This window comes from Haloleucobacter albus (genome assembly GCF_052492075.1).
Window position 1 is genome coordinate 42041 of the sequence record NZ_JBQWAS010000022.1, and the last position, 23768, is coordinate 65808.

Below are 23768 nucleotides of genomic sequence, written 5' to 3' on the forward strand. Positions count from 1 at the left end.
GTCAAACCCTTTCACTGTGGCGCTTCAGCGCCGCTATGCCGGGGAGTTCTCGTCCCTCCAGCCATTCCAGAAACGCGCCTCCAGCCGTTGAGACATAGGTGAAATCATCGGTGACGCCGGCCGTGTTCAGGGCCGCGACAGTGTCTCCTCCGCCGGCAACAGCGACGGCATTTCCTGCGCGGACCCGTTCGGCGGCATGTTGGGCAAGCGACACCGTGCCCAGATGGAAGGGCGGGGTCTCAAATGCACCGAGCGGGCCGTTCCAGAGGATCGTTTCTGCCTCATCCAGCACCTGCCGGAAGGCCGCGACAGAATCCGGCCCGGCATCCAGAATCATGGCGTCGGCAGGACATTCCGTGACCGGCAGATTCTGTGTGGGGACATCGGCGCGGAACTCGCGTGCCACGACGATATCCGTGGGCAGGTGAATGGTGCAGCCGGAGACGCGGGCGAGGCGGATAATATCCCGCACGGTTTCGGCCTGATCCTTCTCGTGCAGGGATTTGCCCACCGGCAGCCCCTGTGCGTAGAGGAAGGTGTTGGCCATGCCGCCACCAATGATGAGATGGTCCACCTTGCTCACAAGGTGGCGCAGCACCGCGATCTTGGTGGAGATCTTGGAGCCTCCGACAATGGCGGCCGAGGGGCGCGCCGGTGCATCCAGGGCGGCGCGCAGGGCGGCGATTTCTTCTGCCATCAGCGGGCCGGCCGCTGAGGGCAGAATGCGGGCGAGCGCCTCCGTGGAGGCATGGGCCCGGTGGGCGCATGAGAAGGCATCATTCACATAGATGTCGCCCAGAGCCGCGAGACGATGGGCAAGTTGCAGGCAGTTCGCCTCCTCGCCGGGGTCGAAGCGCAGATTTTCCACCAGCAGGGCGGAACCCGGACGCAAATGTGTGGCCGCCTCTTTCGCGTCTTCCAGGCGCGTGAAGGTCACGGGTACTCCCAGCGCATTCTCAAGCGACTCCCGCAGGGGCGACAGGCTGAAGGCCGTATCGGCCTGCCCGTTCGGGCGCCCGAAATGCGAGAGGATCACCAGAGCCGCACCATTGGCCAGCAAGGCTTTCATGCCGGTGGCGAAACGGTCGATCCGGGTGCTGTCGGAGACCTGCCCATCCTGCATGGGAACGTTCAGATCTGCCCGCACGACCAGTCGGCGGCCCGCGACATCAAGATCACAGACGGAGGGGATCATGTCAGCCTCCCCATCACAACTGCGGTGTCGAGCATCCGGTTGGCGAAGCCCCACTCATTGTCGTACCAGGACATGACCCGGCACAGGCCCCCGTCAATCACCTTGGTCTGGTCCATATGGAAGACCGAGGAATGGGGATCGTGGTTGAAATCGCAGGAGACGTTGGGCCGGTCGGTGAAGCCGAGAACGCCGCGCAACCGGCCTTCCGCTGCCTTGCGGATCGCGCCATTGATCTCCTCTGCGGTGGTGTCTCGGGCGGCTTCAAAAACCAGATCGACAACCGAGACATTGGGGGTGGGCACGCGAATGGCGAAGCCATCGAGCCGGCCTTTCAGCTCCGGCAACACCAGCCCCACCGCCTTGGCCGCGCCGGTGGATGTCGGGATCATCGACAGCGCCGCCGCACGGGCGCGATACAGATCCTTGTGGACCTGATCGAGCGAAGGCTGATCGTTGGTGTAGGAGTGGATCGTCGTCATGATCCCGCGTGTGATGCCAATGGTCTGGTGCAGCACCTGCGCCACCGGGCTGAGGCAATTGGTGGTGCAGGAACCGTTCGAAACCACCATGTCTTCAGCGGTCAGCGTGTCATGGTTGACGCCATAGACCACCGTCTTGTCGGCTCCATTGGCCGGGGCGGAGACCAGCACGCGCCGGGAGCCATTCTGAAGGTGCCGGGCAGCCTTTTCCCGGTCCGTGAACAGGCCGGTGCATTCCAGCGCGATATCCACGTCCGCCCAGGGCAGTTCTTCGGGGTTGCGGATCGCGGTGACCTTGATGCGGCCGCGTCCGGCGTCGATCCAGTCCGGGCCGGTGGTGACCTCATGGGGGAAACGCCCGGCCACAGAATCGAACCGCAGAAGATGCGCGTTGGTTTCCACCGATCCCAGATCGTTGATGGCCACGATCTCCACATCGTCGCGACCAGATTCCACGATGGCGCGCAGCACGTTGCGCCCGATACGACCGAAACCGTTGATGCCAAGTCTGATGGTCATTTTCTTTTCGCTTCCTTTGCCGCGAGGACGATGGCATCCGTGGTGATGCCGAATTTCCGGTAGAGTTCAGGTGCGGGGGCGGAGGCGCCGAAGCCCGTCATGCCGATGAAGGTGTCGTCAGGGCGCAACACCATTTCCCAGCCGATACGCAGCGCGGCCTCGATGCCGATGCGGGGCGCGTGGCCAAGTACGGCTTCCCGATAGTCCGCATCCTGAGCCGCGAAGAGCTCGAAGGAGGGCAGGGAGACAATGGCGGCCATGATGCCTTGTTGCGCCAACTGGTCGGCGGCCATATGGGCCAGCTCCACCTCGGAGCCGGTGGCGATCAGCGTCACGTCGCGCTTGTCGGCGGGCCGCAGGAGATAGCCGCCGCGTGCGGTCTGGTTCTCATCCGCGAATTGCCGCAGGGTGGGCAGGTTCTGCCGCGACAATACCAGCATGACGGGCCGGTCATGCGTCGCCAGTGCAATCTCCCAGGCCTCTGCCGTTTCCACCGCATCACAGGGGCGCAGAACGGTGAGGTTGGGAATGGCGCGCAGGCTGGCCAGATGTTCCACGGGCTGATGGGTGGGGCCATCTTCCCCGAGGCCGATCGAGTCATGGGTCATGACAAGGATTGTGGGCGCGCCCATCAGTGCGGCGAGGCGGATCGAGGGCCGGCAATAATCGGCAAAAGCCAGGAAGGTGCCGCCATAAGGGCGGAACAGGCCGTGCAGCGCGATGCCGTTCATGGCGGCTGTCATGCCATGTTCGCGGATTCCCCAATGGATGTAGCGGCCATTGAAATCATCCGCCGAGACAGCCGTCATGTCGCGGGTGCGGGTCAGGTTCGAGCCCGTCAGGTCCGCCGACCCGCCAATGGTGAAGGGCAGGGCGTCATTCACCACGCCGAGCGCCATTTCACTGGCCTTGCGGGTGGCCACCTTGGGTTTTTCCGCAATGAGCCGGGCCTTGTATTGCGCCATGGGTGCATGCAGGGCCTGCGGATCACAGGCTTGCTGGGCCAGAAAGGCAGCGCGATGCGGCGAACTGGCCAGGCGTTCTTTCCATGCCTTGTGCGCGGCGGCCCCGCGAGAGGCGATGCGTGCGAAGGTGGAATAGATTTCCGACGGTATCTCGAAGGGCGGCGCATCCCAGCCCAGTTGCGCACGGGTCGCGGCGATTTCTTCCGCGCCCAGCGGTGCGCCATGCACCTCAGACCCGCCCTGCCGGTTCGGCGCGCCGAAACCGATAATGGTGCGACATGCAATCAGGGTCGGCCGATCTGATGTCCGGGCCTGAGCGATGGCGCTGGCGATATTGTCCGGGTCGTGTCCATCACAGGACAGGACATCCCAGCCCGATGCCCGGAAGCGCGCCGCCTGATCCACCGAGGTTGAAAGGGCTGTATCGCCATCAATGGTGATGCGGTTGTCATCCCACAGGACAATCATGCGCGACAACCTGAGATGGCCGGCAATGTCGATTGCCTCCTGACTCACGCCTTCCATCAGGCAGCCATCGCCCGCCATCACATAGGTGTAGTGCTCCACCAGATCGGGGAAGCGGGCCGCTCCCATCCGCTCTGCCAGCGCCATGCCGACGGCGGTGGCGATACCCTGACCGAGTGGGCCGGTGGTGACCTCCACACCCAGCGTATGGCCATATTCCGGGTGCCCGGCCGTGCGGCTGCCCCATTGGCGGAAGGCGCGCAGCTGGTCCATGTCCATATCGGCATAACCCAGCAGGTGATGCAGCGCGTAAAGCAGCATCGAGCCATGGCCGGCCGAAAGAATGAAGCGGTCCCGGTCCGCCCAATCCGGGGCGGTGGGATCAAGCTTGATGAAGCGGTTGAACAGAACCGCCGCGACATCCGCCATTCCCATGGGCATGCCGGGGTGGCCGGATTTGGCCTGTTCCACCGCATCCATGGTGAGGACGCGCAAGGCGTGCGCCATCGTCCGCTCGTCGGCGGTTGGCAAAGCATGATTCATGATATTGCCTTTCAGGCCTGCTTCTTGCGCTCGACCAGTCGCATGATGAGAGGGGTAAGGATCAGCTGCATGGCCAGATCCATCTTGTTTCCGGGGATGACGATGGAATTCGCCCGTGTCATCCAGGAGCCCTGAATCATTGTTGTCAGATACGGGAAGTCGATCCCGCGCGGGCTCTTGAAGCGGATAACGACAAGACTTTCATCCGCCGTGGGAATCCATCGGGCGACGAAGGGGTTTGAAGTATCCACCACCGGAACACGCTGGAAGTTGATGTCGGTTTCAGTAAATTGTGGGCAGATACAGTGCACATATGCGTGCATCCGGCGGAGGATCACATCCGTCACGGCTTCGGTGGAATAGCCGCGCATGGCGCGATCACGATGGATCTTCTGGATCCATTCAAGATTGATAACCGGCACGACGCCAATCTTGAGATCAGCCCAGCGGGCAATATTGACCTCGTCATTGGCGACTGCGCCATGCAGACCCTCATAGAACAGCAGGTCTGAATTTTCCTCGAAGGGTGCCCAGTCGGTAAAGGTGCCGGGCTGCGCGCCGTAGCGCTCTGCTTCGGCGTCATCATGAACATAATGGCGGGTGCGGCCGGCACCGGTTTCCCCATATGTGCGGAATGTCTGTTCAAGCTCGGCCAGCTCGTTGGCTTCATAGGAGAAGTGCGAGAAGGTGAGATCACCAGCTTCGGTGCGGCGCGCCAGCTCGCTCTTCATGGCGGCGCGATCAAAGCGATGGAACGCATCGCCTTCAATCGAAACGGCATTAATCCCTTCACGACGGAAGATCTGGTCAAAAGTGTGCTTGACCATGGTTGTGCCGGCGCCTGACGAACCGGTGACCGAGATGATCGGATGACGGGTGCTCATGGGCTGTCCTCACATGCGAAACAGGCTGCGATTGCTGAAGAGCGCGGTCGTTTCCGCCTCAGGCAAATCGTGATAGGCGGCCACGCGCGCCACATTGTCGGCAGAGCCGAAGACGAAGGGGCTGCGTTCGTGCAGGCTCCTGGGGGTGTGGTCGAGTGTGCGGTTCAGGGCGTCCGTCGCCTGTCCACCCGCCTGTTCAATGATGAAAGCGATGGGGGCGCATTCGTAGAGGTAGCGCAGCCGCCCGCGTTCATAGCCACGTCGTGAATCCGCAGGGTAGAGAAACACCCCGCCACGGGTGAGGATGCGGTGGGTTTCGCCAACCAGAGAGGCGAGCCATCGCATGTTGAAGTTTTTCTCGCGCGGCCCTGTCGCCCCCGCCGTGCAATCATCCACCCACACCCGGATGGGCCGGGACCAGTGGCGATAGTTGGAGGCATTTATGGCAAATTCCCAGGATTTGCGCGTAATGCTCAAATTCTGTTCCACAAGGTGGAAGCAACGGGTTTCCGGGTCCAGCAAATATTTCTGAACGCCCTCACCAAATGTCAGAATAAGGAAGCATTGCGGTCCATAAACTGCGTATCCAGCCCCGCACATTTCAAATCCGGGACGTAGAAAGCTGTCCTCCGGGCTCTCTTCGGCCGGATATAGCGCGAAGATTGAGCCGATTGGTGCGTTGACATCAATATTGGATGACCCATCAAGCGGGTCGATGGCGAGCGCAAGGTTGCCTTGCGGGTTCAGTGTCAGCGCCTCTTCCTGCTCTTCTGAAGCCAGGAATTTCACCTGCGAGCCGGCGAGGGCGGCGCAGAAGGCTTCATCCGCGATGACATCCAGCGCTTTTTGCACATCGCCGCCGCCACGGTCGCTGTTGGCGGACTCATGGCGTGGATCTCTGGTATCGTTTTTGGCGATGCGGAGCGAAAGCTCTGCAACGACATCCGCTATTCTGTCGATAACATCCCGATACTGTGGCGGGATTATATTATCCGGCACAGCCAGCCTGCTTTCGCCCACGGCGTACCCTCCCGATATGTTTTTCTTTGATGAAAACTTGCCGTACTTTGAAGTTTTAGGATATTTAAAAAAATCCATTTGCCATTCAGGAAAATCTAATGCCTCGTCCTGATGCCATCACCCTCCGTCAATTGCGGGCCCTTGTTGCTGTGACGCAAACGGGTTCCATCGCTGCTGCTGCGGAAAAAATGGGGCTTACCCCTCCTGCCGTGCATGCCCAGATCCGCGGGCTGGAAACGGCCCTCACCGTGCCGCTTCTCCAGCGGGCGGAACATGGCAATGGCTCTGCCCCCACGGCGGAGGCCGCACCGGTTCTGGAAGCTGCACGGCGTATTGATATTGCGCTTGCGGCCTGCGTGACCCAGGTGAGTGCGCTCAAGGCCGGCCATGCCGGGCATGTCACGCTGGGCATGGTGTCAACGGCGAAATACTTCGTGCCGGGCCTTGTGGCCCAGTTGAAACAATCTCTGCCGGGCATTGAGGTTGCCCTGGTTGAAGCCAATCGAGGGGGCATCATTGCAGACCTCCAACGCCAGGCCATGGATCTTGCCATTATGGGGAGGCCTCCCCGTCAACCGCTGGTTGCATCGACAGTGATCGGTCCTCATCCACATGGCTTCATTGCGCCGCCAGATCACCCGCTGGCAGGGCGAAAGCTGACGGTGGCGGATTTGTTCAATTACCCCCTCGTCACGCGTGAGGAGGGGTCCGGTACGCGCATTCTGATGACGCGTTATCTGGAATCTCAGGCGGAGGGACGCCCCTATGCGCTCACGGTTCTGGGCTCGAACGAAACGATCAAACAGGCCGTGATGGCGGGGCTGGGGCTGGCCTTCCTCTCCTTGCATACGGTGACTGACGAATTGCAATCAGGCCGCCTGGTGGCTCTGGATGTTCCAGGTATGCCATTGATACGTCAGTGGTTTCTTGTTAATCCGGCGGCAGCACGGCTGTCGGCGGCGGCCATCATGGTGCAGGCGCAGATCGAGAAAATGGGCGGCTCTTTTTTGCCCGAACTGCCAGCCGGCATTTTGTTGCGGCCCGGCCGCTGAAGGCCGGGCCGCAACAGCCCTGTCATGTCGCGGATATGACAGGGCTGCCGGGAAGATGCGGTTTACTGGTGTGCCGCAAGGGTGAACTGCCTGGGGGTACCCCGGCTGAGCAGGGCCGGATCAATGGACATATGTCGCAGGGGGATGGGAAGATCCTGCAAATACGTGTCGCAGGCCATGCGCATGCTGCCATCATAATGCGGCTGGGCACGGATTGTGCGGCCGGAAGGCGAGGCGACAACCTCTCCATCGCGCACCACAAGTTGGCCATCCTTGAACACACGGGTGGCGCGGGCAAACATGCGGGCCTTGTTGGCCTGGGGCGTGTAGGTCGCAATATCTGCAATCCGCCCCGGCGCCAGGCTGCCCCGGTCTGAAAGGCCCAGCAGGCGCGCTGCGGCAGAGCGCGTCATGATGGCGATTTCGTAGAGCGTGTATTCGCGCTTGATCTCTGGCAGCAGGGTCAGCTTGAGCGTTTCATCATCGAATGCAGACATGGCCTCGGCCCTGTAATCGGCATCCATGAGCAGGCGGAACAGCTCGGGATAAAGGGTGAAGGGCGCGCCATTGGGATGATCCGTGGTCAGGAACAGCCGTGAGGGATCATGCGCCAGCAGGAACAGTTCCAGCCCGATGGCCCATTGCATCACATTGACAAAGCTGCGCCCGCGATAGGTGAAGGGGACGACGCCACCACCGCCTTCATTCTCGACTTCCGACAATGTCCATTTGCGCGGATTGGCATTGGCACTGTTGCCATATTGCGCAATCAGATCCCCGGAGATGGTTACTGTCGGCCCGAACAGAACCTGGCCGACATCAATGGTGATGTTCTTGTGCTGGTTCCATGCCTCAATAAGTTGCGCCGCCCCGGATGAGAAACCCTTCTTGCCATCCGTGCCATAGCCATAAAACTGGACATGGGCCAGATGCATGGGCAGGCCCTCGGCTGCCTCCATGGTGCGCAAGATGCTGTCAATGCTGCCGGGTACGCCGAGATTGTTGCAGTGCACATGCACGGGGTGAGCCACGCCGATCTGTAGGGTGGCGTGTTGCAGCGTCTGGAGGATGCGCCGGGAGCTGATCCCATATTCAGGCACTTCGTCATCAAGTGCGAAAGTGCGGGCATTGCGCGTGAAGGCCGCGGCGCCGCCAGCATTGATGACCTTGATGCCAAGGCAATGCGTGCTGTTCAGCACCTGCGCGACATAATCGTTGATTTCCGTTTGCGGTGCGTTCCGGTGCAGCATGTTCAGCAGTGGCACGCCATTGCCGAGAACCGCAAGGCCGGCTGTATCCGCGATGGGAATATCAGCCATTTCAAGGTGCGCATGCCAGGCATTGGCTGGCATCACGGCCGGTTCCACCAGCGTGGTGAAGCCCATGAGAGCATAGAGATGGCCGGTTTCCGTGGTGGAGCGTACAGGGGCCGTTCCCCCGGCCACCCTCTCCGGCAGCAGAAGGCGGGCATTATTGACGTTGCCCCCGGCGATATGAGTGTGAATGTCGATCGCGCCGGCCATGACGATCTGGCCTGAAACGTCATGCACTTCATCAATCCGCGCGCCGGGGCCGGGATTTTCGACAATCACCCCGTCACGCATGAAAATATCGCGCACTTCGCCGTCGATCCCCTGATCCGGATCATAGACAGTGCCACTCTTAAGCTGGATCAACATGAAAAACGTTCCCTGTCTGAAGAAGAGCCTGTGAAGGCTGATGGAGGGCCGCCATGTGCAGTTGGCGGATGCGTTCGGGGTCCAGTGGTCCGGCCCGGCCCGCAGGGGAGGGCGCGCATACGGCGGTGCGGAACCCGGCAAAATCAGGGGCGAGGGCGAGAAGATGCGGCAGATCCTCAAGGCGCAATGCGCCAGCCAGCCCCGCCATCGCCCCCGCGTGTCGGACGGTGGTGATGAAGGCGTGCAAGTCGTCATCCGTCACGAAATCAAGCAGCGGCCCTGTCTGCTTGTCCGCGGTGTCAAGCATGATGGCGGGAAAGCCACGCGCCGCAGCGGCGCGGACAAGTTTCATATCTATCCCGTCATCCGCGATCAGAACCGGGATGAGCGGAAGATTGAGCCGGGCGAGCGTGTCAATAAGGCCCGCAGCATGCGGCCCGCGTTCAATGCCGACCTTGACGTGATCCACGCCGCATTCGTGCACGGCCTGAACACGCGACAGAATGGCCTCAACCGCATCCGCCGGAAAATCGCCGATGGTGGCGCTGACGGGGGCATGGAGGCCGGGTCTCTCACGCAGTTGGGCCAGAATGGCGCGGATGGTGCTGAGCGGCAGCCCGCCCAGAGCCCCAGCGGCAGGTTCCTTCAAATCTATGAAATCCGCACCTGCGCTTGCTGCGGCGAGGGCCTCTACGGGAGATCGCACGCTGACGAGCAGTTTCATGTCGATCGCTCCTCCTGTTTGAATGCCGCGATTTTGTCGTTGATCCAGCCCCATGCCTCGCGTTCGCTGTCTCCGGCGGTGCGGTCGATGGCGATCTGGAGATAGGCCATCTCCTGGGTGATCTTTTCGGGGGGCAGAAGATGCAGCCGGCTGGCCAGAACGGCGGCTTCGATCACGGCAGCCTGGGCCCGGTTCAGGCCGGTAAAACGGCCATGGCGGCCTTCATGAATACGGCGGAGCGTCAGCAGGGGGCGCTGTGTGTCCCCGTCATCCTCAATGAGGTTCAGCTCCATATGGTGAAGGGCTGCGGCAAGGCGCACGCCCGGCAGCTTTTCTGCCGGAACCACAGGCCATATGCGCTGCCGCCCAGTGACGCAGCCGGCGAAAATCCGGCTGTCAGTTACCGCGTTGAGCACCGCGTGGCCGCTTGCGCGGATATTGTCCAACGTGCTGGAAGGCGCGAAGGGCCACAAGAAAACATGTTCTTCATCCCCCCCCCGAAAACGCACGCCCATGGGGGCCACATGGGGCGCGCCATCCGGCCCGAGAGTGGTGATGATGACTTCATGGATGGCTTCAGCTGTCACGGCTGGCCTCCCGCTTTTTCTGTAATGTGGTGCCGGGGGCGCAGTATTCGCCGGCGTCTTCCGGCGGGCGTTCATAGGCTGCGCCCCATTTCAGGGGCTGGTCCTGATAGTAACGCTTGCCCAGTTGTGCCGCGATTTCAGCTCTTCCAATCTCCACGCCCATATAGAAAGCATGAGAGCCATCATGTTCGAGCCCCAGATGAGGCCAGAGCTGGAAGGCATCTCGCGTGGGCGCGCGCAGGCCATCGCGATTATAAACATGGATGCCTTGCGTGGAGACCTGAATGCGGAAGCTCGGATCACGCACCAAGGCGGCATTGGCGGCGATTTCTTCCGGTGTATCCGGGAAGGGCTGCTTGTCATGCGTGGTCATGAGCATGTCTGTCATGCCCTTGGGCAGCATCTGATGATGGCGAGCAGCGTGCATCACGCGCCGGGCAATATCGGCCTCGCGAATGGCGCGACGGGCATGCTGGCTGACTTGTGTGGTGAGCACTGCGGCAATATCGAGTTCGGCGCAGATGCCGAACAGCAGGGCATTGATGCCGCTGGTGTCGGCCTCTGTCAGCTCGGTGACATTGCCCACCCCCATCATGATGGGGGCGACAGGGAAGCGCTCCCGCAATCTGTGATAGCGCAGGATGGAGGCGGTGAAGCCGAATGGGATCGGGTCGAGAATGGGGTCGGCCAGATAGGGCAGGCCGCGCCGTTCCATCTCTTCGATCGCCGAGAACAGAGAGGCTTCGTCGCTCGGCTCCCGTGCGATCAGCACAGGGGTGGAGGGCACTTCATCCGCCAGCCACAGCGTGTCGATATTGAGGCTGAGCAGATAATCCGCACCGGCTTTTCCGGCACGCAGCAATTCATCTGTCGCGAGGGAGTCCACGCTGACACTGACGCCATCGGCCTTCAGCGCCTGTACAGCTTCTTCAAGATGGGGAAAAGGTGTGGCGGGCAGGCAGCCAAGGTCGATCACATCGGCACCATCGGCAAGGTGCTGGTGCGCCCGTGCCAGAATGGCCGTCACATCAAGACGCGGGGCATCCACGATTTCAGCGAAGATGGCGACCTGATACTCACTCAGATCTATCGGCTTGGCCTGCCGGTTGAAGAAGCGGGGCAGGTCTTTCAGCTCCTCCGGGCCGCGCTGTACCGGAATGCCATAATGCGTGCTGAGGCTCTCCAGATCACCCCGGCAGCGGCCGGGCACAATCACCCTGTCCGCAATGATGTCGTCGCCTTCTTCGCGGCGCGTGGCCACGGGTGCGGGCACGCGCCTGCGGATGAGGTCTGCTGTCATCAGCGCCGCCACCTGTAGCCCGATGACGCGCACTTCCCAAGTGAAAGCCGGTGGGTCTATGGATGCGAGGACACGCTCCAGCGAGGCGCGGGCCATGCGTCCTGTCAAGAAGACGATGTGTTCCACGTGCGCTCCAGTTCGGCGAGGCGACGATCCAGAAGATCCTTGAGTTCATCAATGGAGCGCGCGACCTGACAATGGTCGATCTGGCTCAGTCGCTCGACATTCTCGAGTTCGATGCGGCGCGGACGGAGGGTGATCCAGTCATGCGGCGAGCGGGTGATGACGACAGGCTCGGTGTCGCAGGCGAAGATGATGGAGGGAATGGCGAGCTTGCCCGCCTGCGCCACCATGTTGGTCGGTAACGTATCGGAGATGCCACAGGCGATCTTGGCAACCGTATTGCTCGTGGCCGGGGCGACGATGACGGTGTGATAAATATCCTCATACAGCCGGCCGACAGGCACGCCGCTCGCGCTTTTATCGCGCATCACGACAAAATCCTGCCGGAGCTGCTCCAGTGGCATGCGATATTGCCCCAGCACCTCTTCTCCCGCAGCAGACAGCATCAGCTCACAGCCGGGCAGGCGACGCGCCAGATCCATGGATTCCACGAGGCCATGGCCTGATCCGGTTACAGCCCATGCAAACCGGCCCTTGCCTTTCCTGCGCTGCTGCGCGGCCTGCCAGTCATCGTGATTTCTGGGCAAGTGGGATGCGCAGTTTGTGGAATCTGCGGTACAGACTGTTGCGGCTGAGGTTGAGGGATCGGGCGACATAACTGACATTCCAGCGGTTCTGCTCCAGCAGCATGAGAATGGCCTGTCTTTCCCCGCGTTCTATGACCGTCAGGCCGTCTTCTTCGGGGCATGGGCCGGTTGCTTCCCCCGCGGGCGCCGGAAGATTGGCAGCCGCGGGCATCTCTTCCTCTGGACGTAGCAAGTTCGATGCCAGCGAAGGCAGATGCCCGATGGTGATCGTTGCGCCATCCGCCAGTGCGGCTGCTGCGCGCAAGACGTGTCGTAACTGGCGCACATTGCCCGGCCAGGGGTGACGCATCAGCAGGCTGGTGGCTTCCGGTGCCACATTGTTCGGGTCATGCTGTTCTTCGAGCAGAATGGATGAGATCAGTTCTCCCAGATCCTGACGCTCAGCCAGGGCGGGCAGGCGCAGTTCAATGCCGTTGAGACGGTAATAAAGATCTTCACGAAAGCGCCCCTGGGCGACCAGGCTGGGCAAATCGCGGTGGGTGGCGGACAGAAGCTGGAATTCAACCGGCACACTTTCCTCGGAGCCCAGGGGCGAGATTCGACGTTCATCCAGAACGCGGAGCAGGCGGGTTTGAAGATCCAGCGCCATGTCTCCGATTTCATCGAGGAACAGCGTGCCGCCGTGAGCCTGAACGATCTTGCCGCGATAGCCGGTGCGGTGGGCCCCCGTGAAGGCTCCGGCGCGATAGCCGAACAGCTCGGATTCAATCAGGCTTTCAGGGATGCTGGCGCAGTTGACCGCAACGAAATTGCGTTGGGCGCAGGGGCTGAGCTGGTGCAGGGTGCGGGCGAAAACCTCCTTGCCGGCGCCGGTGGGGCCGCGCAGCATGATGGGGGTGCCCCGCGCGATGACACGCTGCGCGATTTCAAGATGAGAGGCCAGGGTGGGGTCGGAGAAGCCGCGAATATCCGCTTCTCCCTGCCCGGCGGGTGTCTGGCCGGTTTTTGGGGGCGTCGTTCGGCCGGTTGTCGTGTCTCTTGTCGTTTCTTTCGGGCGTCCGGGCGTGGGGAAGGCTTGTCGTTGCCCGCCGGCGGCAGGCCCGCGAATAACGGAGAAGAAAAAGCGGTGCGTGCCTCCCGCACGATAATTGACGACCGGATGAAAGTGCGCCGCTCGGATGCGCTCTACCAGATCCGGCAGTGATGTTTGGAACACATCCGAGATATTGCCTTCCCGCAAGGTATCCAGTGACTGAGAATCAAGCTGAAACAGCGCACTGCGGTTGGCGCCCAGAATGCGGCCGTCTTCGGCGACGGCCAGCCGTCCCTCGTGCAGGGTGGAGAGAAATTCGGGCCGGCTGTGAAAATTCACCAGATAGGCATTTTGTGAGCGCACATCGAGGAGGCGGTTCTCGATCATCCGTGCTGTCATGCCCAGCAGCACCAGCACATGTTGCTGGGCCTTGCTGGACAGGCTGGTGACATCCAGCACGCCGATCATGCGGTTATCGGGATCATGCAGCGGCACGGCGGAACAGGTGAGTTCCGTCAGATTGGAGAAGAAGTGCTCTTCGCGCTGCACGGAGACAGGCTGGGCCTCGACAAGGCAGGTGCCCATGCCATTGGTGCCGGCCCGTGCCTCACTCCAGGTGCTGCCGATGACAAAGCCGGCCTTTTCCAGCATAGGCTTGAAATCGGGAGCGGTGGTGAGATGCAGAATGACGCCATCCAGATCCGTCAGCACCACGGCGGTGCAGGGTTCTCCCAATTGTTGAAACAGGGTGTTCATCTCTGATCGGGCGCAATCAAGCACATCCTTCATGCGCTCGCGTCGGCGTGACAGGTCTGTGGGAGAGGTGACTGGCGGCAGTTCATGGCGATCCGGGTGCAGTCGGTGGGTCTTCACGCAGCGCGCCCATGAGCGCCGGATGGGGGTATCCCGCTGGCTTCCGTCTTCATCTTGCAGGGCATTCAGAACGCGTGTGGCGTGGGGGATGACGGGCATGTGGGACATGGAGCCGGCATTCATGCCCGCCATGGCGTAATTGGGCGTGTTCTGTGCGGTGTTGAGCTCGGACATGGCGTTTCCCGTTTTTGATTATTGGCGTTTGTTCTTGTTTCCGGTGTCACGGCTCTCTCATGGAGCATTGGTGTGGCCCGGATTTTGCTTTGTGTGCTGGCGTGAAATGGATCAATGGCACGCGCGGCGTGCGCCGAAACGCTGGAGCTGGCCGGGAGCCAGCCATGCCGCATCAGGGGGAGCAAGCATGATGACAAGCCTCGATATGCCTCGGAAGGGCGAGCGCGCTTCTGTGCAGCAGGGCCGCTGGAGCGGGGTGCGCGCGAATCTCGACATGGTGTTTATCGAGGGCTTTGCCGGACAGACTGTCATCGGCATTGACGATGATGAGCAGGATGTGGCGCAACCTGTCATGATTGATCTTTGCATCGGGGTGTCGCGCATTGATGCCTGTGTCAGCGACAGCATTGATGACACCATCAATTACGCCAGCATTCATACCCGCCTGGGGCGCCTCATGGAGGAGCATGGCCTCAAGCTTCTGGAGGGGCTTGCGGGGGAGATTGCGCGCATCATCATTTGCGAGTTCAGGGCCGAATGGGTGCGGGTGCGGGCTGCCAAGCCAGCCAAATTCACCAATGTGGCGCGTGTTGGCGTGGAGATTGAGCGGTGCCGTGACGATTTCAGCGCGCCGGATATGGCTGAGCGTTGAATGACTGAATGCGGGTTTCACGTTTTTTCGATGACCGCAATCAAACTTTTGTCGCACCGCGGGGGCTTTGCGGCGCAGTGCGATGCAAGGGGGCGGAGGGTATGCCTTCTGCGCCGTCCATTCAGGCAATGCATTGATGGTGTTCATCATTTTCTTGAAGCCCGCTCTTGAGGTGGAAAATGCTGAAGGCTGAACTTTTTGTGGCAAGGCACGAAAACAGAAAAATACAGCTCTATTCTTTTGCGGTGCAGCGACGGATGAAGTTTAACTCGGCCTGACTCCTGTTGACATATATTGGTCTAATGACCTAATTTTGAATCCTAATAAAGCACAAAATCGGGAGGAAATCATATGCCACGCGAGTCGCTTTTGTAGGTTTGTTTCTAACCTTCTGAAAAACAGATGATCGCCATAGGTTGCGCCTCTATTGATTCTGGAGGCTGCGATTGCGGGCGCATTTTGCCGCGCAGTGCATGTATTTCATGTGCTGAATGCTGGCGCATTCCCAAAAATACTTCGCTCTTCCCGGCGCTGTCGGGCGGTGTGGGCTGTGTCTGCGCGTGCGGAACAGCGCAATAAAAACTTTATAATAAAGATCAGAACGGAAGAAACGCCATGGACGATAAGTATAGCATTCTGTTCGAGCCTATTCAGATCGGCCCCAAAACCCTGAAGAACCGTTTCTACCAGGTGCCGCATTGTATCGGCGCCGGGAGTGACCGGCCCGGTTTCCAGGCCGCGCATCGTTCCATGAAGGCGCAGGGCGGCTGGGGTGGCCTCAATACCGAATATTGCTCCATTCACCCGGAATCAGACGACACCAACCGTGTTTCCGCGCGCATCTGGGATGAGGGTGACGTTCGCAATCTTCGCGCAATGACGGAAGAGGTGCATAAGTACGACGCGCTTGTGGGTGTTGAGCTGTGGTATGGCGGCCCGCATGCGCCTTGTCTTGAAAGTCGTCAGACGCCGCGTGGTCCGAGCCAGTATGCCTCGGATTTCGAGATCCAGTCCTATTGTAAGGAAATGGACCTTGATGACATCAATATGGTGCAGCAATTCTATGTGGATGCTGCCCTGCGCGCGCGCGATGCCGGCTTTGACATCATCTATGTCTATGGCGCTCATGCCTATTTGCCTTTGCAGTTCCTTTCGCCCTTCTACAACAAGCGGACTGACGGCTACGGTGGCTCGCTTGAGAACCGGGCGCGCTTCTGGCTGGAAACGCTGGAAAAGGTGCGCCGGGCCGTGGGGCAGGACTGTGCAATCGCAACGCGTTTCGCGGTGGATTCCCTGAGTGGTCAGGATGGCGTTCAGGTTGAGGATGACGGCATTCGTTTCGTTGAAATGGCGGACCCCCTGGTTGATGTCTGGGATGTGAATGTCGGCGTGATCGCCGAATGGGGTGAAGATGCCGGCCCCTCCCGTTTCCATCGGCAGGGCCATCAGTTGCCTTGGCAGCGCTTCATCAAGCTGACTTCCAAGAAGCCGGTGCTGGGTGTGGGACGTTTTACAGACCCGGAAAAGATGGTGGAAGTCATTCGTTCCGGCCAGCTCGATATTATTGGCGCGGCGCGTCCATCTATTGCCGATCCTTACTTGCCGACCAAGATCAAGGAAGGTCGTATCGACGATATTCGTACCTGCATCGGCTGTAATGTGTGTATTTCCCGTTGGGAAATTGGTGGGCCGCCCATGGTGTGTACGCAAAATGCGACTGCCGGTGAAGAATATCGTCGCGGCTGGCACCCTGAAAAGTTCGAGAAGAAGGGTTCGGATCAGACCATTCTGGTTGTTGGCGCAGGACCGGCAGGTTCTGAGTGCTCTCGCGTGCTGATGGAGCGTGGATATACTGTCCATCTGGTGGACAAGGCCGACAAGATTGGCGGTTATGTCAATAATGTCGCGACCTTGCCCGGTCTCGGAGAGTGGGGCTATCACCGCGATTATCGCGAAACGCAGCTCAACAAGCTCGTCAAGAAAAACCGGGATTCCCAGATTGCTCTCGGGGCCAAGCCGTTGAGCGCGGACGATGTGCTTGAGTATGGCGCCGACAAGGTGGTGATCGCCACGGGTGCATATTGGAATGTGGATGGCAACAACGCCCTGACGCATGCGCCCATTCCTGGTGTGAGCGCGGATCTGCCTTACATGGTGACACCGGAGCAGGTTTTTGCCGGCACGAAGCCGATCGGCAAGCGTGTGCTCATCCTGAATGCGGATGGCTACTATATGGCTCCGAGCCTGGCGCAGCTGCTGGCTGAGCGGGGGCATGAGGTTAAGGTGGCGACGGGCGTGGATATTGCGCGCTACATGCACTTCACCCTTGAGTATCCCAATATCCGGCGTCTGTTCAACGAGCTGAACATTGAAATCATCAGCGATGTTTGGGCGTCTCGCGCAGAAGAGGGCCGTATTGAGCTCTATGATGTGTGGGGTGACGGGCACAAGATCCAGTATAACGGGATTGGCAACAGCCCGCGCACGGAGAACCGGTCTCACAAATGGCATGAGTACGACACGCTCGTGCTGGTGACGGGGCGTTCTTCCAATGTCTCGCTCTTCCGGGAGTTGAAGGCGCGTCAGGAGGAATGGGCCGGCCATGACATCAAGGGCATCTATCTGATCGGTGATGCGCTTGCGCCAAAGCTGATTGCGGACGCAACCTTTGATGGGCATCGTCTGGCGCGGGAGATTGAGGAAAAGGACCCGCAATATCCTCAGCCCTATCGACGGGAAGTTGCCGTGTGGGGTGTGCCTCACATGCCGGGTGGCTCGCACGAGATCGCCTATCGCGTCTGAGGAAAGCAACTCGCCTTTCTTTTCAAGAGTAACGGATCACGTACCGACGGCACCTCTGGTGTCGTCGGGCGGGATGGGGTGTCATGCGCCATGATCGTGCAAAATCATAACCCTGAAGAGGTCACGCGCACGCTCTTCGAAAGCTTTCCAGGATGGGCTGTCGGCCTGTTCTATGTGGTTGGTTTCAGTGCGATAGCGATTTTTATTTACGGATGCTTCATCCAGTATAGAAAATATTCTCGTGGCCAGCCGCTCAAGAAGACGCTTCCGCTTCTTGCCCAGCGGGTTCGCGAGATGGTGACGGCTGTTGGCACGCATCGCACCTTGCGGCGGCGTGACAAGGCGGCCGGCATTGCTCATGCCTTCATCTTTTTTGGCTTTGCGCTGCTGTTTATCGGCACATCAACCATTACTCTCGAATACGATATTCTTGATCCGATTACCGGAATGAAGTTCTGGTATGGCGATTTCTATCTTGTTTTTTCTTTGATTCTGGATCTTGCCGGTCTGGGGCTCATCGTCGCGCTGCTGTACATGATGGTGCGGCGTGGATGGATCAAGCCGCCCAAGCTTGATTACAAACGCCCTGATCGCGCACCGGATGCGCCAGATGCGGATCGTTCCTTTTACCGCATCGAAGACTGGGCCTTCTTGTGGCTGCTGCTCATCATCGGTGTCACGGGGTTTCTGCTGGAAGCCGCGCGTGAAGTCTGGCTGATGAATGATCCGGTGGTGTGGGACTATCGCTGGTGGTCGCCCATCGGCACGCTTGTGGCGTATGCCTATATCGGCCTGGGCCTGACCCCGGAGGCTGCCGCGACCTTGCGTGCGGGCTTGTGGTGGTTCCACGGCATCCTGTCTCTCAGCTTTGTGGCGCTCGTGCCCTTCACCAAGGCCAAGCATATTTTCACGGCCATGGGCTCTCTGGCGATGCGTGATCCGCAGCCAGTGCAGAAGCTTGCGCCTGTGGACATGGCGGCAGACAGTGTTGGCGCAACGCGCATTACGGATTTCACCTGGAAGCAGTTGCTGCATTTTGATGCGTGCACCAAATGCGGGCGCTGCCATGAGGCCTGTCCGGCCAATGCCAGTGGCGCCCCGCTTTCCCCGCGTGACCTGATCCTCACCCTGCGGGAGCTTTCCGAGGCGACGCTTTCGGGCCTGAAAATGCCGGAACCCGAGCGCCTGATCGCGCAGGGAGATGGACTGTTCCAGGTGCCGACAGAAACCTTGTGGGCCTGCCGGACATGCGCCGCCTGTGTCGAAATCTGCCCGGTTGGCATTGAGCATGTGCCGGTCATTGTCGAGATGCGTCGTGCGCTCGTGGAGCAGGGTGAGATGGACCCGATGGTTCAGAAATCTCTCCAGAACATCCAGAAGCGCGGAAACTCGTTTGGTGAAACCAAGAAGAAGCGCCAAGCCTGGACCAAGCGTCTTGATTTCGAAATCAAGGATGCGCGGGCTGAAGCTGTGGATGTGCTGTGGTTTGTGGGTGACTTTGCCTCCTTTGATCCGCGCTACCAACGTGTTTCGGCAGATTTCGCCCGGATCATGCGCGCCGCCGGCATAGATTTTGGCATTCTCTATGAGGATGAAAGCAATGCGGGCAATGATGTGCGCCGCGTGGGCGAGGAAGGTCTCTACCAGCATCTTGCCGAGAACAATATCGAGGTGCTGTCGGGCTGCGAGTTCAAGCGCATCGTCACAACGGACCCGCATTCCTACAACACGCTCAAGAATGAGTATCCCGAGTTTGGCGGAACGTATGAGGTTGAACATGCGAGCGCGTTCATTGCGCGTCTTCTCAATGAGAACCGCATTCCGCTGAACAAGAAGCTCGATGGTCAGCGCGTGACCTTCCATGATCCGTGCCATCTGGGCCGCTACAACAAGGGGTATGACGGCCCGCGTGAAGCCATCAAGAGCCTGGGTGTGGATCTGGTGGAACTGAAGCGCAGTCGCGACAACTCCTTCTGTTGTGGCGCCGGCGGTGGGCGGATCTGGACGCCGGACCCTGTGGGGCTTGAAAAGCCATCCGAAAACCGGGTGCGTGAAGCGGCCACCATCGAAGGCCTCGAGACCCTCGTCGTGAGCTGTCCGAAGTGCATGAACATGCTGGAGGATGCGCGCAAGACGACAAACAATGAGGACAATTTTGAAATCCGTGAAGTGATTGAACTCGTTGCTGAATGTCTCGACGAAAGCGCGTTCGTCCGCGAGCTGGAAACGGTGTGAGGCGACATGCACCGGGCTTCGGATAGTTTCAGCTCCTGGTGGTCCCGTCATGCGGACAGTTGCGATGCCTATATCGCAGCGGCAGTTCACGGCTGCGTTGACGAGGCCCGCCAGGAGCGTCTGGAGACTATTCTGTTCGCGTCATCGCGAGACAGGATGCGTTGGGCGGGGGCCTCTTTTGCGCCGCCCAGCATTCTGGCTGCACTGGCGCAACGTGGAGACGCCGGTCTCAACCGGCGTCTGGCCCGGCATGAACATACGCCGTCTGCGGCGTTGGAATGCATCCGGCAGGTTGAGCCGGATGTACGGGTCATGACATCGCTGGCGGCACATCTCAATGCTTCTGCCAGCCTGCTGCGCAGCCTTCCTCATGTGGGACAGGTTGGCAGGGGGCTGGCCGGAAATCCGGTGTGTCCTTCCGATCTTCTGGAAGCGCTGCTGCCATCGGCGACAATGGAAGAACGCAAATTGATGGCGGCCAATCCGGCCGCCTCTGGCCGGCTGTTGAGCATATTATGGGAGGGGGGCGCTGATGACATTTATCTGGCTGGCGAAGTCGTCGCCAATGGAGCGTGTCCGCAGGCCCTGCATGCGCAGGCGCTGAAGCATCGCGAACCTATCGTGCGCCGTAAACTTGCGGCGAACCCCACAATCAGGACCGAGGATCTGATCGCCCTGTTGGCAGACCCGGTGGCCGAGGTGCGTGCGGAAGCCGCGCGTCATGCTCCGGCTCAGGCCATCGAGGAGTCTGAGGATGACCCTGCACGGGTTGTGCGCAGAACAACGGCCCGACGGCATGATCTGCCGGCCGCGCTTGTGGCCCAGCTGGCATGTGATGAGGACATATGGGTGCGCTGCTGGATTGCGCGCAATCCGGGGGTGGATGCGCAGACGCTGCATCAGTTGGCGCGCGATGAGGACCACGCCGTGCGGCGGGGTGTGGCGCGTAATCCGAAATGTCCGCGCGCCTTGCTGTTCGCCCTGGCTGGAGACGAGCATCCATGGGTGCGCGCAGGGGTGAGCTTCCGCACGGATCTCGATTCCGGCGTCATCGCCCTGTTCGAGCAGGAGGATGACATTGATGTGCTTAGCGGGCTTGGGCGCAATCGGCTGACGCCCCATGCCTGGCTGGAGCGTATCGCCGCCAGTTCCAATGCGGATCTGCGACGCTCCGTCATTCAGAACCCGTTCGCCCCGCCGGCGCTTCTGCGCCAGCTGGCGGAAGATCCATACGCTTTCAACCGGGCGTGTCTCGTGAAGAACCCGGCGCTTCCGACCGACGTGCTTCTGGAGTTTCTCGCCGACCCCGAGCCTCAGTTGCGGTTCATGTCTGCCGCGCGGCTTGTGGCCGAAAATGGCCTGAATTGAATTGTGATCCGCAAGAAAGGGCGGTCATTTTATTCGTGAGAAAGCAATAAATAACAGGAGGAAACGTGACAATGAAAATCATAGTTCCTGTAAAGCAGGTGGAAGTTCTCGATGAGGATTTCGAGATACGTGAAGATGGTCGGGGTGTTGACCCGGACAACATCGAACATGAGCTGAATGAGTGGGACGATTTCTCCTGGGAAGCCGCCCTCCAGCTGATGGAAAAGCATAGCGGTGAGATTGAGGCCATCCCCATGACCGTGGGGCCGGAGGAGGCTGACGAAGGGCTGCGCAAGTGTCTGGCGAAGGGCGGTGAGCGCGCCATTCAGGTGTGGGACGATGCGGTTGAGGGGTCGGACCCGATTGCCATTGCGCGCATCATTGCGGCTGTGGCGAAGCGTGAGGATGCAAAGCTGGTCTTTGCGGGCACGCAGTCAACCGATCACGCGCATGGTGAGACGGGCATCGCCACGGCCGCCATTCTCGGCTGGCCGCATGTCGCCGTGGTTTCCGGCCTCAGCTACACGCCGGGGGCGGACAAGGCGATTGTGCGTCGTGAGCTGGAAGGGGGCGTTGAGGAAGAAATCGAAGTGTCTCTTCCTGCCGTGCTGACCATCCAGCTGGGCATCAACGAGCCGCGCTACGCCTCGCTGCGTGGCATCAAGCAGGCCAAGACGAAGCCCATCGAAGAAGTGACGCCGGAAGATCTTGGCATCCCCGCAGAGCAGATCGGCGAGGCCGGTTCAGCTTCGCGTGTGCGGCGCATGTATGTGCCCGAGAAGGGCAAGGCCGAACTCATCACCGGCACGCCTGCGGAGCAGGCCAAGCGTCTTGTCGAGATCGTCAACGAACTGAACGGAGCCTGAGAGATGTCTGACATTCTCGTTATCAGCGAGCAGCGTCGCGGCACGCTCAATCCTATTGTCGGTGAGACCGTCACCGTGGCGCGTGAACTGGCCAATGCCAATGGCGGCAAGGTTCTGGTGGCCGTTCTGGCCAGCACGCCTTCGGATTTCACCTCCGAGGTTTCGCTGGCGGGGGTGGATGAGGTCATCGAGGTGGCCCTCTCCATTCCCGAATTCCAGAGCGATGTGTTTGAGGCCGCCGTTCTGGCGCTCATCAATGAGCGCAAGCCTGCCGTGGTTCTCATGCCGCACAGCATTGACAGCCTGGGCTATGCGCCTTCTGTGGCTGTGAAGGGCGAGCATGGTTTCGCCACGGACGTCTTCGGGCTGCGTTATGAGGATGGCGGTCTTGTCGCCGTGCGTCAGGCCTATCAGGAAAAGGCTCATGTGGAGCTGGAATTCCCCGGCAAGTCCACGGTTGTGCTGACGGTCCGCGGCGGCTCTTTCAAGGCGCCTGAGGAGACCTCCTCTCCGGCGGTTACAAGCTTCTCGGCACCTGCCGTCGAAAGCCAGACCCGCCACATCGCCTTCCATGACCCGGAAGCCAGCGATGGTGAGGATATCACTGCGGCGAGCTGCATCCTGTCCATCGGGCGTGGTGTGTCCGATGAGGACAATGTGGCCCAGTTCGAGGAACTGGCCGGCGTGCTGAACTTCACGCTCGGTTGCTCGCGCCCCATCGCGGACAATGGCTGGCTGCCGAAATATCGCCAGGTGGGTCAGTCCGGGAAAACCGTCAGCGCCTGCAAGATCTATATCGCAATGGGCATTTCCGGCTCGGTTCAGCACCTGGCCGGCATGAAGCATGTGCCGAACATCATCGCCATCAACAAGGACCCGGAGGCGTCGATCTTCAGCACGGCGCGCTACGGCATTGTGGGCGACATGTTCGAAATTGCCGAAGAGCTGAAGGCTCAAGTGGGTTGAGGTGGCGCGGGGCGGCCCGGTGCGCGCCCCGCACACCCTTAAGGCTGCGTGGTTCAGCAGGGCGGATGTCCGCCGCACAGAACCGAACCTGGTGAACAGAAAAACGTGAGGAAGACATGTCTGAGATTTGGTTCAGGACTGGCGAAGCAACCGTGTTCGCATCCGAAGGTCAGGCGACTGACGCGATGCCGGAGGTCGTGATCGGCTCGGTCAAGGGGCCGGTGGGCACGGCTTTCGCGTCGATGCTTGGCCAGACGGTGGGGCATACCCGTATGTTCATTCTGCGGGACTGCAACCAGCAGGTTCGTCCGGCGGCGATCATGACCTCCAAGGCCACGATCACCAATTCGGCCTATGTTGGCCTTCTGGGTGGCGTGGTGCAGGCGGCTCTTGCCGACGCCATCGTGGATGCCGTGGCCAATGGCGTGATTCCGAAGGATATCGTCAACGACATCGCGATGATCGTGACGGTCTGGCTGGACCCGCGCACGGCCAAGGATGAGAACCTCGACCAGAAGGAACTCTACAAGAACAATTACGAGGCCATGACCACGGCGCTGACCCGCGCCATGAACCAGGAGCCGACGATCGACGAACTTATTGCCAACCGCAAGACCATTCGTCACTACTCCCTGGAAGGTCTCGATATCGAGTGAGTATATGAACGCAGGTCCGAT

Annotated in this window: 19 protein-coding genes; 8 read left to right on the forward strand and 11 right to left on the reverse strand. The window is 60.3% G+C overall.

The genetic code is table 11. The annotated features are described in order from the left end of the window. Position 1: 1 nt before the first annotated feature. Genes ACT6QH_RS05665 through ACT6QH_RS05685 form a run of 5 tightly spaced genes read right to left on the reverse strand, consistent with a single transcriptional unit; the run spans position 2 to position 6070 of the window. Positions 2-1195: a phosphoglycerate kinase gene (locus ACT6QH_RS05665; protein ID WP_444973839.1), complete on the reverse strand. Its 1194-nt coding sequence runs from the start codon at positions 1193-1195 to the stop codon at positions 2-4. Beyond that, entirely contained in the window at positions 1192-2193 is a 1002-nt protein-coding gene (gap, locus tag ACT6QH_RS05670; protein ID WP_444973840.1) for a type I glyceraldehyde-3-phosphate dehydrogenase, read from the reverse strand. The genes ACT6QH_RS05665 and gap overlap by 4 nt, the downstream gene beginning before the upstream one ends. Next, positions 2190-4166, reverse strand: a complete 1977-nt coding sequence (gene tkt, locus ACT6QH_RS05675) for a transketolase (RefSeq protein ID WP_444973841.1) — start codon at positions 4164-4166, stop codon at positions 2190-2192. Before tkt ends, gap begins: the two co-directional genes overlap by 4 nt. Before the next feature lie 11 nt (positions 4167-4177). Then, positions 4178-5050 carry a phosphoribulokinase gene (locus ACT6QH_RS05680; protein ID WP_444973842.1) on the reverse strand — a complete coding sequence of 291 codons (873 nt, stop codon included), beginning with the start codon at positions 5048-5050 and terminating at the stop codon, positions 4178-4180. Positions 5051-5059: 9 nt separating this feature from the next. After that, the gene (locus ACT6QH_RS05685; RefSeq protein WP_444973843.1) at positions 5060-6070 is read right to left on the reverse strand and encodes a class 1 fructose-bisphosphatase; all 1011 of its coding nucleotides are present in this window, start codon (positions 6068-6070) and stop codon (positions 5060-5062) included. Between the two features lie 98 nt (positions 6071-6168). Here ACT6QH_RS05685 and ACT6QH_RS05690 point away from each other — a divergent pair, with 98 nt between their 5' ends. Further along, positions 6169-7122, forward strand: coding sequence for a LysR family transcriptional regulator (locus tag ACT6QH_RS05690; RefSeq protein ID WP_444973844.1), 954 nt, complete (start codon positions 6169-6171; stop codon positions 7120-7122). Between the two features lie 62 nt (positions 7123-7184). Here ACT6QH_RS05690 and ACT6QH_RS05695 read toward each other — a convergent pair whose 3' ends face one another. The 6 genes from ACT6QH_RS05695 to ACT6QH_RS05720 are packed head-to-tail and all read right to left on the reverse strand — an operon-like array spanning position 7185 to position 14202. Beyond that, positions 7185-8801 (reverse strand): formylmethanofuran dehydrogenase subunit A, encoded by a 1617-nt coding sequence (locus ACT6QH_RS05695; RefSeq protein WP_444973845.1) that lies wholly within the window; start codon positions 8799-8801, stop codon positions 7185-7187. Beyond that, a complete protein-coding gene (locus ACT6QH_RS05700) occupies positions 8785-9525 on the reverse strand; it encodes a (5-formylfuran-3-yl)methyl phosphate synthase (RefSeq protein ID WP_444973846.1) in 741 nt (246 codons plus the stop codon). The genes ACT6QH_RS05695 and ACT6QH_RS05700 overlap by 17 nt, the downstream gene beginning before the upstream one ends. Beyond that, the gene (locus ACT6QH_RS05705) at positions 9522-10112 is read right to left on the reverse strand and encodes a DUF447 domain-containing protein (protein WP_444973847.1); all 591 of its coding nucleotides are present in this window, start codon (positions 10110-10112) and stop codon (positions 9522-9524) included. The genes ACT6QH_RS05700 and ACT6QH_RS05705 overlap by 4 nt, the downstream gene beginning before the upstream one ends. Next, a complete protein-coding gene (locus ACT6QH_RS05710) occupies positions 10102-11538 on the reverse strand; it encodes a DUF6513 domain-containing protein (protein ID WP_444973848.1) in 1437 nt (478 codons plus the stop codon). Before ACT6QH_RS05710 ends, ACT6QH_RS05705 begins: the two co-directional genes overlap by 11 nt. After that, a complete protein-coding gene (locus ACT6QH_RS05715) occupies positions 11517-12122 on the reverse strand; it encodes a flavoprotein (RefSeq protein ID WP_444973849.1) in 606 nt (201 codons plus the stop codon). The genes ACT6QH_RS05710 and ACT6QH_RS05715 overlap by 22 nt, the downstream gene beginning before the upstream one ends. Further along, on the reverse strand, positions 12103-14202 hold the full coding sequence (locus tag ACT6QH_RS05720) for a sigma-54-dependent Fis family transcriptional regulator (protein ID WP_444973850.1): 2100 nt from the start codon (positions 14200-14202) through the stop codon (positions 12103-12105). The genes ACT6QH_RS05715 and ACT6QH_RS05720 overlap by 20 nt, the downstream gene beginning before the upstream one ends. Before the next feature lie 187 nt (positions 14203-14389). On the opposite strand from ACT6QH_RS05720, the gene ACT6QH_RS05725 reads away from it, so the two are divergent. The 7 genes from ACT6QH_RS05725 to fae all read left to right on the forward strand — a co-directional run bounded on the left by ACT6QH_RS05725 (position 14390) and on the right by fae (position 23747). Next, positions 14390-14854: a dihydroneopterin aldolase gene (locus ACT6QH_RS05725; protein ID WP_444973851.1), complete on the forward strand. Its 465-nt coding sequence runs from the start codon at positions 14390-14392 to the stop codon at positions 14852-14854. Positions 14855-15469: 615 nt separating this feature from the next. Beyond that, positions 15470-17656, forward strand: coding sequence for an oxidoreductase (locus tag ACT6QH_RS05730; protein ID WP_444973852.1), 2187 nt, complete (start codon positions 15470-15472; stop codon positions 17654-17656). Positions 17657-17746: 90 nt separating this feature from the next. After that, positions 17747-19891, forward strand: a complete 2145-nt coding sequence (locus ACT6QH_RS05735) for a heterodisulfide reductase-related iron-sulfur binding cluster (protein ID WP_444973853.1) — start codon at positions 17747-17749, stop codon at positions 19889-19891. A 6-nt stretch (positions 19892-19897) separates the two neighbouring features. Further along, entirely contained in the window at positions 19898-21259 is a 1362-nt protein-coding gene (locus tag ACT6QH_RS05740) for a hypothetical protein (protein ID WP_444973854.1), read from the forward strand. Between the two features lie 71 nt (positions 21260-21330). Continuing rightward, positions 21331-22125: an electron transfer flavoprotein subunit beta/FixA family protein gene (locus tag ACT6QH_RS05745; RefSeq protein ID WP_444973855.1), complete on the forward strand. Its 795-nt coding sequence runs from the start codon at positions 21331-21333 to the stop codon at positions 22123-22125. A gap of 3 nt (positions 22126-22128) precedes the next feature. Then, a complete protein-coding gene (locus ACT6QH_RS05750) occupies positions 22129-23091 on the forward strand; it encodes an electron transfer flavoprotein subunit alpha/FixB family protein (RefSeq protein ID WP_444973856.1) in 963 nt (320 codons plus the stop codon). A gap of 116 nt (positions 23092-23207) precedes the next feature. Further along, complete coding sequence (gene fae / locus ACT6QH_RS05755) at positions 23208-23747, forward strand: formaldehyde-activating enzyme (RefSeq protein ID WP_444973857.1); 540 nt, start codon at positions 23208-23210, stop codon at positions 23745-23747. The last annotated feature ends 21 nt before the right edge of the window (positions 23748-23768 follow it).

Excerpts from the sequence above, each read along its gene's own strand:
- ACT6QH_RS05700 (WP_444973846.1), bottom strand. The coding sequence starts at position 9,525 with ATGAAACTGCTCGTCAGCGTGCGATCTCCCGTAGAGGCCCTCGCCGCA.
- ACT6QH_RS05680 (WP_444973842.1), bottom strand. The coding sequence starts at position 5,050 with ATGAGCACCCGTCATCCGATCATCTCGGTCACCGGTTCGTCAGGCGCC.
- ACT6QH_RS05690 (WP_444973844.1), top strand. The coding sequence starts at position 6,169 with ATGCCTCGTCCTGATGCCATCACCCTCCGTCAATTGCGGGCCCTTGTT.
- fae (WP_444973857.1), top strand. The coding sequence starts at position 23,208 with ATGTCTGAGATTTGGTTCAGGACTGGCGAAGCAACCGTGTTCGCATCC.
- ACT6QH_RS05740 (WP_444973854.1), top strand. The coding sequence starts at position 19,898 with ATGCACCGGGCTTCGGATAGTTTCAGCTCCTGGTGGTCCCGTCATGCG.
- ACT6QH_RS05735 (WP_444973853.1), top strand. The coding sequence starts at position 17,747 with ATGATCGTGCAAAATCATAACCCTGAAGAGGTCACGCGCACGCTCTTC.
- tkt (WP_444973841.1), bottom strand. The coding sequence starts at position 4,166 with ATGAATCATGCTTTGCCAACCGCCGACGAGCGGACGATGGCGCACGCC.
- gap (WP_444973840.1), bottom strand. The coding sequence starts at position 2,193 with ATGACCATCAGACTTGGCATCAACGGTTTCGGTCGTATCGGGCGCAAC.
- ACT6QH_RS05725 (WP_444973851.1), top strand. The coding sequence starts at position 14,390 with ATGATGACAAGCCTCGATATGCCTCGGAAGGGCGAGCGCGCTTCTGTG.
- ACT6QH_RS05750 (WP_444973856.1), top strand. The coding sequence starts at position 22,129 with ATGTCTGACATTCTCGTTATCAGCGAGCAGCGTCGCGGCACGCTCAAT.
- ACT6QH_RS05720 (WP_444973850.1), bottom strand. The coding sequence starts at position 14,202 with ATGTCCGAGCTCAACACCGCACAGAACACGCCCAATTACGCCATGGCG.
- ACT6QH_RS05695 (WP_444973845.1), bottom strand. The coding sequence starts at position 8,801 with ATGTTGATCCAGCTTAAGAGTGGCACTGTCTATGATCCGGATCAGGGG.
- ACT6QH_RS05730 (WP_444973852.1), top strand. The coding sequence starts at position 15,470 with ATGGACGATAAGTATAGCATTCTGTTCGAGCCTATTCAGATCGGCCCC.
- ACT6QH_RS05745 (WP_444973855.1), top strand. The coding sequence starts at position 21,331 with ATGAAAATCATAGTTCCTGTAAAGCAGGTGGAAGTTCTCGATGAGGAT.
- ACT6QH_RS05665 (WP_444973839.1), bottom strand. The coding sequence starts at position 1,195 with ATGATCCCCTCCGTCTGTGATCTTGATGTCGCGGGCCGCCGACTGGTC.